Source organism: Nonomuraea sp. NPDC004702 (assembly GCF_053601695.1).
Genome location: NZ_JBSGCE010000001.1, coordinates 528342 through 542792, shown reverse-complemented (window position 1 = coordinate 542792; position 14451 = coordinate 528342). Strand labels below are relative to the sequence as shown.

General features: G+C 69.8%; 14 protein-coding genes and 1 rRNA gene. 6 read left to right on the top strand and 9 right to left on the bottom strand.

The features are described from left to right. Window positions 1-71: 71 nt before the first annotated feature. Window positions 72-188, top strand: a 5S ribosomal RNA gene (gene rrf, locus ACWEJ6_RS02620). 971 nt (window positions 189-1159) lie between these two features. On the opposite strand, the gene ACWEJ6_RS02615 is transcribed toward rrf, so the two are convergent. Both ACWEJ6_RS02615 and ACWEJ6_RS02610 read right to left on the bottom strand, forming a co-directional pair. Then, a complete protein-coding gene (locus ACWEJ6_RS02615) occupies window positions 1160-2614 on the bottom strand; it encodes an outer membrane protein assembly factor BamB family protein (RefSeq protein ID WP_452420728.1) in 1455 nt (484 codons plus the stop codon). Between the two features lie 334 nt (window positions 2615-2948). Beyond that, a complete protein-coding gene (locus ACWEJ6_RS02610; protein WP_452420726.1) occupies window positions 2949-4301 on the bottom strand; it encodes a hypothetical protein in 1353 nt (450 codons plus the stop codon). A gap of 317 nt (window positions 4302-4618) precedes the next feature. On the opposite strand from ACWEJ6_RS02610, the gene ACWEJ6_RS02605 reads away from it, so the two are divergent. Then, window positions 4619-5647, top strand: coding sequence for a serine hydrolase (locus tag ACWEJ6_RS02605; protein ID WP_452420724.1), 1029 nt, complete (start codon window positions 4619-4621; stop codon window positions 5645-5647). Here the strand turns inward: ACWEJ6_RS02605 and ACWEJ6_RS02600 are convergent. Genes ACWEJ6_RS02600 through pstS form a run of 5 tightly spaced genes read right to left on the bottom strand, consistent with a single transcriptional unit; the run spans window position 5616 to window position 10104 of the window. Then, window positions 5616-6341: a winged helix-turn-helix transcriptional regulator gene (locus tag ACWEJ6_RS02600; RefSeq protein WP_358289033.1), complete on the bottom strand. Its 726-nt coding sequence runs from the start codon at window positions 6339-6341 to the stop codon at window positions 5616-5618. The genes ACWEJ6_RS02605 and ACWEJ6_RS02600 overlap by 32 nt on opposite strands. Then, window positions 6341-7117: a phosphate ABC transporter ATP-binding protein PstB gene (gene pstB / locus ACWEJ6_RS02595; protein ID WP_352322866.1), complete on the bottom strand. Its 777-nt coding sequence runs from the start codon at window positions 7115-7117 to the stop codon at window positions 6341-6343. Before pstB ends, ACWEJ6_RS02600 begins: the two co-directional genes overlap by 1 nt. A gap of 15 nt (window positions 7118-7132) precedes the next feature. Further along, window positions 7133-8005, bottom strand: coding sequence for a phosphate ABC transporter permease PstA (gene pstA, locus ACWEJ6_RS02590; RefSeq protein ID WP_387671288.1), 873 nt, complete (start codon window positions 8003-8005; stop codon window positions 7133-7135). After that, entirely contained in the window at window positions 8002-8982 is a 981-nt protein-coding gene (gene pstC, locus ACWEJ6_RS02585) for a phosphate ABC transporter permease subunit PstC (RefSeq protein WP_352322868.1), read from the bottom strand. Before pstC ends, pstA begins: the two co-directional genes overlap by 4 nt. 6 nt (window positions 8983-8988) lie before the next feature. Continuing rightward, window positions 8989-10104: a phosphate ABC transporter substrate-binding protein PstS gene (pstS, locus tag ACWEJ6_RS02580; RefSeq protein ID WP_452420721.1), complete on the bottom strand. Its 1116-nt coding sequence runs from the start codon at window positions 10102-10104 to the stop codon at window positions 8989-8991. Between the two features lie 137 nt (window positions 10105-10241). Here pstS and ACWEJ6_RS02575 point away from each other — a divergent pair, with 137 nt between their 5' ends. The 3 genes from ACWEJ6_RS02575 to ACWEJ6_RS02565 all read left to right on the top strand — a co-directional run bounded on the left by ACWEJ6_RS02575 (window position 10242) and on the right by ACWEJ6_RS02565 (window position 12025). Continuing rightward, window positions 10242-10715: a low molecular weight protein-tyrosine-phosphatase gene (locus ACWEJ6_RS02575; RefSeq protein WP_387671284.1), complete on the top strand. Its 474-nt coding sequence runs from the start codon at window positions 10242-10244 to the stop codon at window positions 10713-10715. After that, window positions 10702-11487, top strand: coding sequence for a fructosamine kinase family protein (locus ACWEJ6_RS02570; RefSeq protein WP_452420718.1), 786 nt, complete (start codon window positions 10702-10704; stop codon window positions 11485-11487). The genes ACWEJ6_RS02575 and ACWEJ6_RS02570 overlap by 14 nt, the downstream gene beginning before the upstream one ends. Before the next feature lie 166 nt (window positions 11488-11653). Beyond that, window positions 11654-12025, top strand: a complete 372-nt coding sequence (locus ACWEJ6_RS02565; protein ID WP_352366048.1) for an Rv3235 family protein — start codon at window positions 11654-11656, stop codon at window positions 12023-12025. A 7-nt stretch (window positions 12026-12032) separates the two neighbouring features. On the opposite strand, the gene hisN is transcribed toward ACWEJ6_RS02565, so the two are convergent. Then, entirely contained in the window at window positions 12033-12866 is an 834-nt protein-coding gene (gene hisN, locus ACWEJ6_RS02560) for a histidinol-phosphatase (RefSeq protein WP_452420716.1), read from the bottom strand. Window positions 12867-12920: 54 nt separating this feature from the next. Here hisN and ACWEJ6_RS02555 point away from each other — a divergent pair, with 54 nt between their 5' ends. After that, window positions 12921-13376: a DUF4442 domain-containing protein gene (locus ACWEJ6_RS02555; RefSeq protein WP_452420714.1), complete on the top strand. Its 456-nt coding sequence runs from the start codon at window positions 12921-12923 to the stop codon at window positions 13374-13376. Between the two features lie 11 nt (window positions 13377-13387). Here ACWEJ6_RS02555 and rsgA read toward each other — a convergent pair whose 3' ends face one another. Then, the gene (gene rsgA / locus ACWEJ6_RS02550; protein WP_358289078.1) at window positions 13388-14419 is read right to left on the bottom strand and encodes a ribosome small subunit-dependent GTPase A; all 1032 of its coding nucleotides are present in this window, start codon (window positions 14417-14419) and stop codon (window positions 13388-13390) included. Between the last annotated feature and the right edge of the window lie 32 nt (window positions 14420-14451).

The window sequence follows — 14451 nt, the reverse complement described above, 5'->3', positions numbered from 1 at the left end:
TTTCTTGCTCGCGTCCACTAGGCAATTCTGAGACAGCAAACGGCGTTGTTCGTTTGACAGTTTCATAGGGTTACGGCGGTTATGGCGGGAAGGAAACACCCGGTTACATTCCGAACCCGGAAGTTAAGCTTCTCTGCGCCGATGGTACTGCACTCGGGAGGGTGTGGGAGAGTAGGTCACCGCCGGACAATTTTTTGGGAAGGGCTCCGACTTCGGTCGGGGCCCTTTCTGTATTTCCGGGGTGTTTCTTCCATTCCGGGTGTGGTGGTGTGATGGCGGGGGGCTGGTTCAGGGGGCCTGCTCGTGGCGGGTCCAGTGGACCCCCGGACCCGGACCCCTGGGCCGGTGCGCCAGTGGGCCGGTGGGCCGCTTGGAGGTGCACTGTCGCAAGGGGCAGGTGGCGCTTTCGGTGGATCCAGTCGGTTCCGCCTCTGCTCAGTCCGAGCCGGCCCGTTTGGGAGACTTAGGGTTCGTGTCCCACCCCATTTCGTAGGAGATCGAGGGGCGTATCCGGCCCGGCCTCGCCGGAGACCCAAGGGCTCGTATCCGGCCCCTGAGCTGACGTTCCTCAAGGGCCGTCCTTGGGGGCGGCCCTATGCCTGCGCTGAGTGCCGGCCGTCAACCGCCTGCGTGCGGTGGCGCTGATCCCGCAACCGCAGACAGACTTCAGGTGTCATGAGCCCGCAGGCCCAGCACATCTCCGCGTTTCAGACCGGTCCGCGCCTACCTAGAGCCGATGGGGACGGGGCGGAGGTATTGAGGCGAGTGTGGGGGCGTCATGCCCTCCGGCACCTGATGTATCTCCGGCATACGCCAGGAATGCCCCGGACTGTCACCGCGTCCCAGGCTCCCCGGGCTCTCGGGATCTCTCGGCCTCCTGGTCAGGCGCCCGGCCAGGAGGCTGGCTGGCCTTGATGCGCCGTCGATTCATGGAGTGGCGCTGGGTGGCGCTGCTGATGGGAGCAGTGGGTTGGGGCGCCCTGGATCGATCTTCCCAGCAGAGTCACTCACAGGCCCACCAACCGCGCCTCACACACGCACCCCGCCACCTGACGCGGTGCAGGGCTGAGGGTGTGGTTGTGAAGGTGGGAAGACGGGAGAAGGGCCTCACGCCGGGTGCGTGGGGCCCTTCTGTTGTTGGGGTCAGGACTTTTGGGGGTCAGGATTTGGTGTTGACGTAGGTGACGGCGTATCTGGTGGCTACGGAGGTCCAGGGGACGGTGATCACTACGCCGTTGCGTTCGAAGACGCGGGCCTTTTCGGCCTCGGTGCCGTACTTCTGGGGGAGGGTGGCCAGTTCGGTGGCTTTGCCGGTGGCGGCGTCCAGGCGGATGAGGCGGGGGGCCAGGTCGCGGCGGTCGCCCGTTTCGACGGCCAGCAGGCCCTGGTCGTCGGCGCGGACGTAGGTGAGGATCGTGTCATGGGTGCCGGACGATTCCCACAGCTGCTTGCCGGTCTTCAGGTCGTAGGCGAGGGCCTTGTTACGGGAGCGCATGCTCTGCGGGACGTTCTCCGGGAACGTGGCCAGGTAGAGGCGGTCGCCGTGGATGGTGTAGCGGTGTTGTTCGAACAGGCCGTTGACCATGGCCACGGTGTTCATGGCGAGCATGTCCACCTCGGGGGTCTTGAACTCGGTCACCTTGGTCGCGGCGTCGGAGTAGACCGTGAAGTTGTTCTGGCCGCCGGACTCGCTGCGGATGATGGCAGGTGAGGCTGACAGAAGGCTGGTCATGAGGCTGAGCTCGCCCAGCGTGGCCTGCTTGGTGATCTTGCCGGTCTTCGGGTCGAGGTACTGGAGGCGGGTGCCGCCTCGGAAGGTGCAGTCGAGGATGACGGCGACCCGGGTGGGGGCGGTGTTGATGTCCTTGATGTGGCAGCCGTCGTCGGCGGACGCGGCGGCGCTCCACAGTTTGTGGCCGTCGGAGAGGCGGTAGGCGACCACCGCGTCGTCCAGCTCGGTGACGGCCACGCCGTCGGCGCTCATGATGCGGGGGACGTTGATGGAGTTGGCGAGGGTGGACTTCTCGGCCGGGATCTTGATCTTCCAGGTGAGCTTGCCCGTGGTGGCGTCGATGCCGGCCAGGTGGTCGCACGAGTTGCTGCTGCCGTACGCGATGGCGGCCTTGCCGCCGGACAGGTCCGGGGTGGCGCCGCAGAGCTGGGCGCCCGGCGAGGGGATGCCCCAGGAACGTTTTCCGGACGCCAGGTCGTAGGCGAGGACGCCGTCCTTCTGGGCGCGGATGACGACCTTGTCGGTCAGCCAGCTGCCGAAGGCCAGGGCGGTGGTGAAGTCCCAGCTTCCGGCGTTGGGCAGGGGGACGTCCCATTCTGCCCCGTCGCCGCCCCCGTCGCCGAATGCGGTGATGCCGCCGCCGGTCGTCCCGGTGGTGGCGACGAACCAGGCGGTGCCCGTGCTGACGGAGAGGAGGACCACGGCCGCGCCGGTGGCCAGCAGGGCGGTCTTCCACTTGGGCCGGGGGCTCTGCTGCGGGGGCGCGGGCTGGCCGCCGTACGGTGTGCCGCTGCCGGGTGCGGGGGGCTGCGGGGGTTGCCCGTAGGGCGAGGGTGCGCCGGGGGAGGGAGGGTTCGGCGGGTATGTGGGCTGGTTGCCCATGGATGGTGGGTAGGTGGGCTGGTTGCCCGTGGGGGGTGGGTAGGTGGGTTGGTTGCCTGGTGGCGGTGGGTATGCGGCTGGGTTGCCCGTTGGCGGGGCATACGCGCCGGGAGAAGGAGCGTAAGGATTGGCGGGTGGTTGCGGGTAGCCCGCGGGTGGGTAGGCGGCCGGGTCCGTGCCCTGCGGGGGGTACGCGGCCGGGCTCTGGGGCCACGGCTGCGCGGGCGGAGGATAGGAGCCGGCGTTGGGAGCCGGCTGGCCGTACGGGTTGGGGGGTGGGGAGCCGTACGGGCCGGGTGGGGTGTTGGAGTGGTCGGTCATGGTTGCTCCCCGTTCAGGCCAGCTGCCCGCGGACGTACGACGCCCACTGCCGTTCGAAGTCCGCCTTGCTCACGCCCAGCACCTTGAACAGTGCCGCCTCGCTGTCGTCGCCCTTGGCCCGGTAGGCCGCGATCACCGCGCTGGTCAGCTTCTGCTCGCCGTACCGCTGGGCGATGTAGCGCATGGCCAGGTGTCCCATCAGGTAGTGCACGTTCGTCATGCCGTTGGCGTCCCACGACGGGTTGTCGGGGAGCTGGCCCGAGAAGCGGGTGCTGAGGCGGCCGGCCAGGTACGCGCGGCCTTCCTGGAAGCGGATGTTCTGGTTGATGGGGTGGCCGCGGTTGGCGGAGTACTCGGCGAAGCCCTCGATGACCCAGTTGGGCTTGCCGAAGAGGGAGAAGTCGGCGCTGTCCAGCCCGGCCAGCAGGGAGTGGGCCAGCTCGTGCGTGCTGATCTCCAGGATGCCCTCGGACGACCGGAAGAAGGACGTGGTGGTGTCCATGACCACCCGGGTGCCGCCGACCTTGACGTCGTCGCCCAGGGAGGCCCAGGCGAGCATGGGGATGGACACGCCCGCTTCGTGCGCCTTCTCCTTGCGGAACAGGTTGCCGAGCTGGTTCTGCCCCTCGACCAGCGCGACCGCGAACCCGGCCGGCACGGGCGCGGTGGCGTCGCCGTTGCGTTTCCAGAAGTCCAGGTTCTTCTTCGCCGCGTTGGCGACCACCGGGGCGACGCGCCTGGCCATGGCCGCGTCCTGGGGACGGGACAGGACGATGCTGGCGCCGGCGCGGACAACGGTGATGTCGGGCCAGATGTCCCACGGGCCCGGGTAGTACACGGACTTGCTGCCCTCGCTCACCATGGGTGGCGGCGCGCCGTCCACCTTGGTGACGACCAGTGGCGCATCCTTGGACGCCTTCTCCAGCGTCCAGCGGTACCACTCCGAGACCGGCCGCAGGTCGATGCCGGCGAACCGGTGGACGAACGCGACGTCCTGGGTGAACTTCAGGGCCCGCCCGAAGCTGTCCTCGGCGCGGCCCTCGCGACGCATCACCTTGTACGACGCCTCGCTGAGCGGCACCTTGCGCAGGTTCGTGAACACCTTGCGCTGGTCGCGGACGAGCGCCGCGTTGCCCTTGTCGAAGATCGAGGTGAAGGCGTCGGCGTTCCCGCTGCTCAGCGCCTTGCCGTGCTCGTAGACCAGCTTCTCGATCTCCTGGTCGGTGACGATCACGGCGTTCGGGTCGCTCTTGCCCGACGCCTCCTGGCGGCGTAACGGGTCCTGGACGCCGTTGATGCGGCCGCGCAGGACGAGGCCGACGCCGGCGCCCACGGCGATCGCCACCACGAGCGAGACGATGCCCATGGTGACCCAGAAGCCGGTCCGGCGCCTGGGCGGAGAAGGAGGATTGGATGGAGGTGGTGGTGGCGGCGGCTGCATGGCCGGCCACTGTTGCTGCTGCTGTTGCCCCTGATACTGCGGAAAACTCGGCCCCGTTGTCACTTTTGCCCCGAGAGTGCTGACAAACCCCGAAAGAGGGGAATCGTACCAGTGGCCACATCGCGAGTCTTCGGGGTGGTCGGGTTCTTTGTGGAGTGGTGAGTAGGTGAAGATGTTTTCCGGCGACTCGTAGCGCGGTGTTGCCATTTTTCGTGATAATTCACCGCATGATCGCGGGCAGCGTGAGGACGCTTCCACGGCTGGCCATCGCGCTCGCCCTCCTGCCGCCGCTCCTCGCCCCGGGCACAGCCGCGGGGACGGCACTGCCGACGCGCGCGGCGCCGGGGACGGTGAGCGCACACGTGGCGGTGCCAGGGCAGGTGAGCGCCCCGGAGCCGGGGACCCTGCGCGCCGCGCCCGGGCCGGTACGCATGCCGCACCACCTCGGCCCCCCGGCGATCGCCGTGACGGTCCCGGCCAAGAAGGCGAAGGCCTTGAAAACCGTCCAGGCCAAGACGGAGGCCGTGAAGCCCGTCCCGGCCAAGAAGATCACCGAGCGGCTCGACCGCTTCCTGGCGGGCCGGCCGGGGCCGGTCACGGCCATGGTCAAGGATCTGACGACCGGCCGCGTCTACCGCTACCACCCGGGCGAACGGCTGATCACCGCCAGCACGGCCAAGGTCCAGATCCTGATGGCGCTGCTGCTCGGGAAGCCGTGGCGCAGGCTGCCCGAGTCCGTCAGGCGCGACGCCGAGCTCATGATCCGCTACAGCGACAACCACGCGGCCGACCGCCTGTGGTTGCGCATCGGCGGCGCGGCGGGCTTCACCGAGGCCGGCAGGAGGTTCGGGCTCAGGCACACCAGGGGCGTCCCTGGGGACTGCGTCGACCTCTACTGCTGGGGCATTACCGAGACGTCGGTGGATGACCAGGTCCGCCTGATGAAGGCGCTGGTGTCCGGGAAGAGCCCGCTCAAGGCGAAGGAGCGCGCGCAGGTGCTCGAACTGATGGGCGCGGTCGTCCGGGGCCAGGACTGGGGCGTCTCCGCCGCGGCCTGCGCGGGCGAGCGCGTGCGTCTGAAGAACGGCTGGCTGAAGCGCGTCTCCAACGGGCGCTGGGCCACGGTCAGCGTGGGGCTGATCCGGGGCCGCGGCCACGACTACGCGGTCGCCGTCCTCACCGAGGGCAGCGCCGAGGTGGGGGACGGCATCGCGACCGTCGAGGGCGTCGCCGCGCGGATCATGCGGGACTTCCGGAGGTGCCGGGCGTGACCAGCCGGTAGCCGACGCCGCGCACGGTCTGGATGAGCTGGTCGTCGTTGTCGCCGAGGCGCGCGCGCAGCCGTTTGACGTGCACCGCGATCGTGTTCGTGGACGTGGTCGCGGCGGCGTGCCACACGTGCCGCATGATCTGCTCGCGGGTGACCGTGCGGTCGGCGTTGCGCATCAGGTACTGCAGCAGCTCGAACTCGCGCAGCGGGAGGTGCACGGCGCGGCCCTCGACGCGTACCTGGTAGGCCTGGACGTCCAGTTCGACGCCGCCGACGGCCAGGACCTTGCGGGACTCGGGGGAGGACGCCTGGATGAACGGCAGCAGTTCCGGCACCCGGTACGGCCGGGCCACGCAGGCCGCCGCCCCCGCCGCGAGCGCGCGTACGGCCTGCTCGGCGTTCCCCTCGCCGACGCCGAGCAGGACGGGCACGGCTCGCGCGAGCCGAACCGCGCGGACGAAGTCGACCGCGTCGATGACCGGGAGCGTGGCCGACACGAGCACCACGTCCGGCTGCAGCGCTCCCGCCTGGAGCAGCCCTTGGGCGCCGTCCGGCGCGCCGGTGACGGCCACGCCCTCGCGCTCCAGCGCCGTGGCCAGGTCGTCGACCACGGCGTCGTCGGGGTCGGCGATGAGCAGTACGGGCTTGGTCCGCGTGTCCCCGTTCATCGTGGATGCCGCCTGCTGTGGGGTCATCAGCCGAAGCGTCCCGTGATGTAGTCCTCTGTTGCCTTCTCCGAAGGGTTGGTGAACATGCGGGAGGTCTCGTCCATCTCGATGACCTTGCCGGGCTTGCCCTGGGCGGCCAGGTTGAAGAACGCGGTCCGGTCGCTGACCCGGGCGGCCTGCTGCATGTTGTGGGTCACGATCACGATCGTGAACTCTTCCTTGAGCTGGGCCATCAGGTCCTCGATGGCCAGCGTCGAGATCGGGTCGAGCGCCGAGCACGGCTCGTCCATGAGCAGGACCTGCGGCTTGACCGCGATCGCGCGGGCGATGCACAGACGCTGCTGCTGACCGCCGGACAGGCCGGCGCCGGGCTTGTTCAGCCGGTCCTTGACCTCGTTCCAGAGGTTGGCGCCCTTCAGCGACTCCTCCACGATGCCGTCGAGGGTGGACTTGCCGACCCGGCCGTTGAGGCGGAGCCCGGCGGCCACGTTCTCGTAGATCGACATCGTGGGGAACGGGTTGGGGCGTTGGAAGACCATGCCGACCATGCGCCGGACCGAGACGGGCTCGACGGTGGGGGCGTACAGGTCTTCGCCGTCGAGCATGACCTTGCCCTCGACGCGGGCGCCGGGGATCACCTCGTGCATGCGGTTGAGCGTGCGCAGGAACGTCGACTTGCCGCATCCGGACGGGCCGATGAACGCGGTGATCGAGCGCGGCTCGATGGTCATCGACACGTCCTCGATCGCCTTGTGCGACCCGTAGTACGCGTCGAGGCCCGAGACCTGGATCTGCTTGGACATTGTGGCGGTTACCCCCTATCGGCCCCTGGCGGGCCTGCGCCACCAGGCGATCAGGCGCGCCACCAGGTTGAGCAGCATGACGATCAGGATCAGCGTGAGGGCTCCGGCCCAGGCGCGGTCGATGGCGGTGTCGTTGGGACGGGCCGCCTGGTCGAAGACGAAGAGCGGAAGGCCCATCTGCGGCCCGCTGAACGGATCGTTGTTGATGGAGTCGGTGAAGAACACCGTGAGCAGCAGCGGCGCGGTCTCGCCGGCCACGCGGGCGACGGCCAGCATGACGCCGGTGACGATGCCGGTGAACGCGGTCGGCAGCACGACCTTCAGGATCGTGCGCCACTTGGCCACGCCCAGCGCGTACGAGGCTTCGCGCAGGTCGTTGGGCACCAGCCGGAGCATTTCCTCGGCCGATCTGACCACGGTCGGCATCATCAGGATCGACAGCGCCAGCGCGCCGGCGAAGCCGGAGAACGGGTTGCCCAGGAAGAGCACCCAGAAGGCGAGGATGAACAGGCCGGAAACGACTGAAGGGACGCCGGTCATGACGTCCACGAAGAAGCTGATGGCCCGGCTCAGGCGGCCGCCGTGGCCGTACTCGACCAGGTAGATGGCGGTGAACAGGCCGATCGGGACCGAGATGAGCGAGGCCAGCAGGACCTGCTCCAAGGTGCCGACGATGGCGTGGTAGGCGCCGCCGCCGACGTCGCGGGCGCCGATGTTCCGCATCGAGTGGGTGAGGAACTCCAGGTCGAAGCGGGCCAGGCCGTTCGAGATCACCAGCCAGAGGACCGAGATGAGCGGCACCACGGCCAGCGCGAACGCCAGGTAGACCAGCCCCTGGACGAACCTGTCCTTGATCCGGCGGCCGGTCGAGATGTGCTGGATGGTCATGCCCCCACCGCCCTGAACTCCTTGCGCCGGTTGATCACCATGCGTGCGCCCATGTTGACCAGCAGCGTGATGACGAACAGCACCAGACCGGAGGCGATCAGCGCGCCCCGGCCGACCTGCGTGGCCTCGCCGAAGCCGTTGGCGATGTTGGCCGCGATGCTGTTGGCGTGCGGGGTGAGGATCTCGAAGCTGATGTCGAAGGTGGCGGGGAAGATCAGCGCGACCGCGATGGTCTCGCCCATCGCGCGGCCGAGGCCGAGCATGGCGGCGCTGATGACGCCGGGCCGGCCGAACGGCAGCACGGCCATCCTGATCATCTCCCAGCGGGTGGCGCCGAGCGCCAGGGCCGCCTCCTCGTTCATCTTCGGGGCCTGGAGGAAGACCTCGCGCGAGATGGCCGCGATGATCGGCAGGATCATGATCGCCAGGACGATGCCGCCGGCGAGCATGGTCTTGCCGCCGATGGCCCCCTCGCCGGAGAACAGCGGGAACCAGCCGAGGTGCTCGTTGAGCCACTGCGACGGCGTGCGCAGCAGCGGCACCAGGAACGTCACGCCCCACAGGCCGTAGACGACGCTGGGCACGGCGGCCAGCAGGTCGACCAGGTAGCCGAGCGGCCCGGCCAGGCGGCGGGGCGCGTAGTGGGAGATGAACAGCGCCACGCCCACCGCGATGGGGGTGGCGATGACCAGCGCGATCGCCGAGCTGAGGACGGTGCCGAAGGCCAGCGCGCCGATGCCGAAGACCTGGCTGCCGTTGGGCTCCCAGATCAGGTCGGTGAAGAAGTTGCCCTTGTTCGCCTGCAGGGCCGGGACGGCCTCGCTGATGAGGAACACGGCGATGGCCGCCATGATCCCCAGCAGCAGGACGCCGGCACCGGTGGAGACGAACTTGAAGGGGCCTTCACCATGGCTGCGCCGCGAGGCGGACCGGCGCGTGGCCGGCCCGCCCCCACGGGTACGAACGTTGGTCGTCATGCTGTGCTAGGAGATCGCGCCGACGGCGGTGCGGACCTTGGTGAGCAGCTCGCCCGCGAGCGGGGCGTAGCCGAGGTCCTTCAGCGCGGCCTGGCCCTCGTCGCTGGAGGTGTAGGTGAGGAACTCCTTGACGAGCTTGGCCTGCTCGGGCGCGAGGCCCTTCTCGCAGGTGATCTCGTACGTCACCAGCACGATCGGGTACGCGCCCGCCGTCTTGGTGGCGTAGTCGATGCTCAGCTTCAGGTCGTTGCCGGTGCCGGTGATCTCGGCGGTCTCGACCGTCTTGGCCGCGCTGTCGGCGGTCAGCTCGACGAACTCGCCGGAGCCGTTGGCCACCTTGGCCTTGCTGAGCTGGGAGTTCTCGGCGAAGGAGAGCTCGACGTAACCGATGGAGCCCTCGGTGCTCTTGACGCTGGCCGCGACCTGGTCCGAACCCTTGGCGCCCTGGCCCTTGGCCTCGGCGGGCCACGCCTTGGCGGGCTCGTACGGCCAGCCGGCGGTCGCCTTGAGGAACTTGGTGAAGTTGTCGCTGGTGCCCGACTCGTCCGAGCGGTGGAAGGCCGAGATCGGCGTGGACGGGAGCTTGGCGTCGGGGTTGTCGGCCTTGATGGCCGCGTCGTCCCACTTGGTGATCTTGCTGTCGAAGATGCCGCCGATGGTCTTGGGCGACAGCTGCAGGCCGTCCACGCCGGGGAGGTTGTAGACCACCGCGACGGGGCCGGTCACCATCGGGATGTTGATGGCCTTGCCGGTCTTGCACCGGGCGTCGGCCTGGGCGGGCTCGCCCTTGTCGTCCTTGAGAGCGGAGTCCGAACCCGCGAAGTCGACCGTGCCCGCGATGAACGACTGCACACCGGCACCCGAACCGCTCGGCTGGTAGTTCAGGCTCACGCCCGAGTTCTTGGCCTGGAAGTCCTTCTTCCACTGGTCGATCGCGTTGGCCTGGGCCGACGAGCCGGCGGCGTTGATGGTGCCGCTCAGGCCGTTGTCGTTGCCCGCGGCGGGAGCGGCGGCGGAGCTGGTGCCGTTCGTGCTCCCGGAGCTGTTGTTGTCTGTGCCGCACGCAGCGAGCGAGAGCGCGCCGACGACGGCGACGGCGGCGAGCCGGCCTGCATACTTCACGGTTGGGTTCCCCTCACTTGGTCCTTAGTCGTCCATGAAGCTATGCAGGCAAAGTGACTCAGACCCCCCAACAAGGGTGAACGTTCGGTGAACGCGCCTGGTCGTCTCCATCAATGTGACCAGCGAAGATGGGATACATGAGCTATCGCGTGTGTCTCGTGTGCATGGGCAACATCTGCCGTTCCCCGATGGCGGAGGTGGTGCTCCGCCGGACCCTGGAGGAGCGCGGGCTCGGCGGCCGGGTCGTCGTCGAGAGCGCGGGCACCGGCGGCTGGCACGCCGGCGATCCGATGGACGAGCGGGCGCTGGGCATCCTGGCCGAGCACGGCTACGACGGCGCCGCCCACCGCGCCAGGCAGTTCACGCGGGACTGGTTCGACCGCTACGACCTGGTGCTGGCGATGGACCGCGACAACGCGGCCAACCTGCGCCGACTGGCGCCCGCCGGCGTCGAGGTGCGCCTGTTCCGCTCGTTCGACCCCGGCGCGCCGGACGGCGCCGAGGTGCCCGACCCCTATTACGGTGGCCGCGAGGGTTTCGAGGAGGTGCTGACCATGCTGGAGACGGCCTCCAAGGGCGTGGCCGCGCACATCGCCGATGAGATCGACTGAGGACCTCGGCTCCTCCCACGGCCGGCGGTTGCAGCGCGGCGTGCTGGAGGACGGGCGGCAGGTGTTCGCCAAGATCGGTCCCGCCTCCGACGTGTTCGCCTCCGAGGCCGCCGGGTTGCGCTGGCTGGGCGAGGCGATCACCGTGCCCGAGGTCGTGGAGGCCGGTCCCGACCGGCTGGTGTTGTCGTGGGTGCCGCAGGAGGCGCCCACCGCCGAGGCGGCCGTGCGGTTCGGCCGTGACCTGGCCCGTCTGCACCGCGCCGGGGCGGCGGGGTTCGGCGCGCCCTGGCCGGGGTTCATCGCCGAGCTGCCCATGGACAACTCGCCCGACGGTGACTGGCCGTCCTTCTACGCCTCCCGGCGGGTGTTGCCGTTCCTGCGCCGGGCGCGGCTGCCGGTCGCGGACGTGACGCTGGTCGAGCGGGCCGTGGCGCGGTTCGCCGAGGTGGCCGGGCCGCCGGAGCCGCCCGCCCGCATCCATGGTGATCTGTGGAGCGGGAACGTGTTGTGGTCCGGCGGCACCGGGGTGCTGGTCGATCCGGCGGCCCACGGCGGGCACCGGGAGACGGATCTGGCCATGCTGGCCCTGTTCGGGCTGCCGTACCTGGATCGGGTGATGGGGGCGTACGAGGAGGAGTTCCCGCTCGCGCCGGGGTGGCGGGCGCGGGTGCCGCTGCACCAGCTCCATCCGCTGCTGGTGCACGTGGTGCTGTACGGAGCCTCCTACCGCGACTCGTTGATGAATGCGGTCGCCCGGGTGTTGTCGCTCTGAACAACCGATAAAGAAATAGGGGATCCAGCCGCGCGATGCATTTCTCCGCCCAAGGGGAGGAAAGAGGACGGCGGCCGGGTAAAGTTGGCGGATTTCGTATCCGGCGGCCCCGGCCGAAAACTCATTAAGGCGTTTCCTTCTTCCCCCTGAGTCAATTGGAGGGCGCATGGCGGACGACTCCACGCACGGCGCACTGGCCCTGACCCCGCTCGTCTGGGGCCCGCCCGGAGCCCGTCCCGACGAACGCAGGCTGCGTCAGCTCGGGCAGGCGCTGGCCGAGGTGCTGACGGGCCGCCGCCCGCCGGAGTCGGTGGCCGACCGGCTCACCGGCGGGGCCTACCGCGACCTCGTCAGGGCCGGGCGGATGATCTCCGCCGATCGGCCGCCGTTCGTCGGGAGCCCGCACGTCAAGGAGCCGAGGGACGGTGCCGTCGAGATGTGCGTGCTGGTGCACTGCGGCGAGCGCAGCCACGTCCTGGCCGTACGGCTGGAGCGGCACGGCCATCGATGGTTGTGCACCGACTTCGAGACGGCCTGAAGCGAGCTCAGGAGGTGATCGTGGTGCCGTTGAGCCGGTTCAGCACCTCGTCGTGGAGGGCGCCGTTCGTGCAGACCAGGCTGCCGCCCTCCAGGCCGCGCACGCCGGCGAGGTCGGTCCAGACGCCGCCGGCCTCCTCGATGATCACGGTCAGGGCCGCCATGTCCCAGGGCGACAGCTCCGGCTCGGCGGAGATGTCGGCCGAGCCCTCGGCGACCATCATGTGCGACCAGAAGTCGCCGTACGCGCGGGTGCGCCAGCAGGCGCGGCCGAGGTCGAGGAAGTTGTCCAGCTTGCCGAGCTCCTCCCAGCCGCCGAAGCTGGAGTAGGAGAAGGAGGCGTCCTCCAGCGCGGTGACCGAGGAGACGCTCATCCTGGTGGCCTTCGCCAGGCTCTTGCCGGTCCAGGCGCCGCCGCCGGTCGCCGCCCACCAGCGACGGCCGAGCGCGGGGGCCGACACCAGGCCGACGACGACCTTGCCGTACTCCATGAGCGCGATCAGCGTGGCCCACACGGGCACGCCGCGCACGTAGTTCTTGGTGCCGTCGATGGGGTCGATGATCCACGACCGGGCTCCCCAGCCGGTCTTGCCGAACTCCTCGCCCACCACCGCGTCGCGCGGCCGGGCCCGGCGCAGCGTGCCGCGGATGGCCTCCTCGACGGCGCGGTCGGCGTCGCTGACCGGCGTCAGGTCGGGCTTGGTCTCGACCTTGAGGTCGACCGCCTTGAAGCGCCGCATGGTCAGGTCGTCGGCGGCGTCCGCCATGACGTGAGCGAGGCGTAGATCGTCGTTGTAACCCTGCACGGTCAGCCACGCTATCGCGTCGGTCGTGCCGGACATCAGTCACCGGCGACCCTTTTCTGGTAACTCCCTTTTCACCTACTGACCAGTAACATGTCTCCTATGTCCACTGATGTAGGTGCCTTCCTTCTCGAAACCGTTCCCTTCGCCCGGACGTTGGGGATCGTGTTCGACGCGGTCGAGGACGGCCGGGCGGAATGCCGGCTGCCCGACCGGCCCGAGCTGCACAACCACGTGGCCGGGCCGCACGCGGGCACGCTGTTCACCCTGGCCGAGTCGGCGTCGGGCGCGGCGGTGCTGTCCAGGTTCGGCGACCAGCTCAGCCGCAGCGTGCCGCTGCCCACGACGGCGACCATCGAGTTCCGGAAGGTGGCCCTGGGGGAGGTGCGGGCCGAGGCGCGCGTGGCCGCATCGAGGGAGGAGGTCGTCGGCAAGCTGGACGCCGGCGAGCGGCCCGTCTTCGACGTGCTGGTCGACGTGCGCGACGCGGCCGGCACCCTGGTCTCCAGCCTCACCGTCACCTGGACGCTGCGCCCCAACCGCCGCTGAACGGCCGGTGATCAGGCGGCGGGCTCGTCGGGGGCGCCCTCGCGGCTGGACAGCAGGCGGCGCAGCGACTCCAGGCGGGCCGGGTCGGCGTTGCCCGCGGCCGCCCAGGCGTCGAGCGCGCAGCCGTCGCCGAGATGGGTGCAGCCCTTCGGGCAGGTGACCGTGCCCTCCACCAGGTCGGGGAAGGCGGCCAGCACGGTCTCGACCGACACGTGGGCCAGGCCGAAGCTGCGCACCCCCGGCGTGTCGATGATCCAGCCGCCCTCGGGCAGCTCCAGCGCGACGGCCGAGGTGGAGGTGTGCCGGCCGCGGCCGGTGACCGCGTTGACGTGCGAGACCGCGCGGTTGGCGTCGGGCACCAGGGCGTTGACCAGGGTGGACTTGCCCACGCCCGAATGGCCCACCAGCACGCTGATGCGGCCGGCCAGGTGGTCGCGCAGCTCGTCGAGGGAGCCGCCCTTGTGGACCACGATGTGCGGCACGCCCAGCGGCTCGTACAGGGCGACCAGCTCGTCGGGTGGGGCGAGGTCGGACTTGGTCAGGCAGAGCAGGGCGTCGATCTCGGCGTCGAACGCCGCCACCAGGATCCGGTCGATCATCCGGGGCCGGGGCGGCGGGTCGGCCAGCGCCGTGACGATCACGAGCTGGTCGGCGTTGGCCACGACCGGGCGCTCGATGCCGTCGGTGTCGTCGGTGTCGTCGGCCGAGCGGCGCAACATCGAGGTGCGCGGCTCCACCCGGACCACCCTGGCCAGCGTGTCGGGCAGGCCCGACACGTCGCCGACCAGGGCCACCCGGTCGCCGACCACGATGCCCTTGCGGCCCAGCTCGCGGGCCTTCATGGCGACCACGAGCCGGCGCTGCTGCTGCTTGCGCTTGTGGCCGCGGTCGGGCTCGACCAGGGTGGTGTAGCGGCCCCGGTCGACGGCGACCACGAAGCCCTCCACGGCGTCCTCGTGCGCGGGACGGATGCGGGTGCGCGGGCGCGAGCCCTTGCCCGGCCTGACCCGTACGTCGTCCTCGTCGTATTCCCGCTTTCTCAGCGGTCCGCTCCCATGCGCTCGCTTCCTCTCAC

What these genes read in the sequence shown, in the direction of transcription:
- ACWEJ6_RS02615 (WP_452420728.1), bottom strand. Translation starts at nt 2,614, where the DNA reads ATGGGCAACCAGCCCACATACCCGCCGAACCCTCCCTCCCCCGGCGCA.
- ACWEJ6_RS02610 (WP_452420726.1), bottom strand. Translation starts at nt 4,301, where the DNA reads ATGGGCATCGTCTCGCTCGTGGTGGCGATCGCCGTGGGCGCCGGCGTC.
- ACWEJ6_RS02600 (WP_358289033.1), bottom strand. Translation starts at nt 6,341, where the DNA reads ATGACCCCACAGCAGGCGGCATCCACGATGAACGGGGACACGCGGACC.
- pstB (WP_352322866.1), bottom strand. Translation starts at nt 7,117, where the DNA reads ATGTCCAAGCAGATCCAGGTCTCGGGCCTCGACGCGTACTACGGGTCG.
- pstA (WP_387671288.1), bottom strand. Translation starts at nt 8,005, where the DNA reads ATGACCATCCAGCACATCTCGACCGGCCGCCGGATCAAGGACAGGTTC.
- pstC (WP_352322868.1), bottom strand. Translation starts at nt 8,982, where the DNA reads ATGACGACCAACGTTCGTACCCGTGGGGGCGGGCCGGCCACGCGCCGG.
- ACWEJ6_RS02575 (WP_387671284.1), top strand. Translation starts at nt 10,242, where the DNA reads ATGAGCTATCGCGTGTGTCTCGTGTGCATGGGCAACATCTGCCGTTCC.
- ACWEJ6_RS02570 (WP_452420718.1), top strand. Translation starts at nt 10,702, where the DNA reads ATGAGATCGACTGAGGACCTCGGCTCCTCCCACGGCCGGCGGTTGCAG.
- ACWEJ6_RS02565 (WP_352366048.1), top strand. Translation starts at nt 11,654, where the DNA reads ATGGCGGACGACTCCACGCACGGCGCACTGGCCCTGACCCCGCTCGTC.
- hisN (WP_452420716.1), bottom strand. Translation starts at nt 12,866, where the DNA reads ATGTCCGGCACGACCGACGCGATAGCGTGGCTGACCGTGCAGGGTTAC.
- ACWEJ6_RS02555 (WP_452420714.1), top strand. Translation starts at nt 12,921, where the DNA reads ATGTCTCCTATGTCCACTGATGTAGGTGCCTTCCTTCTCGAAACCGTT.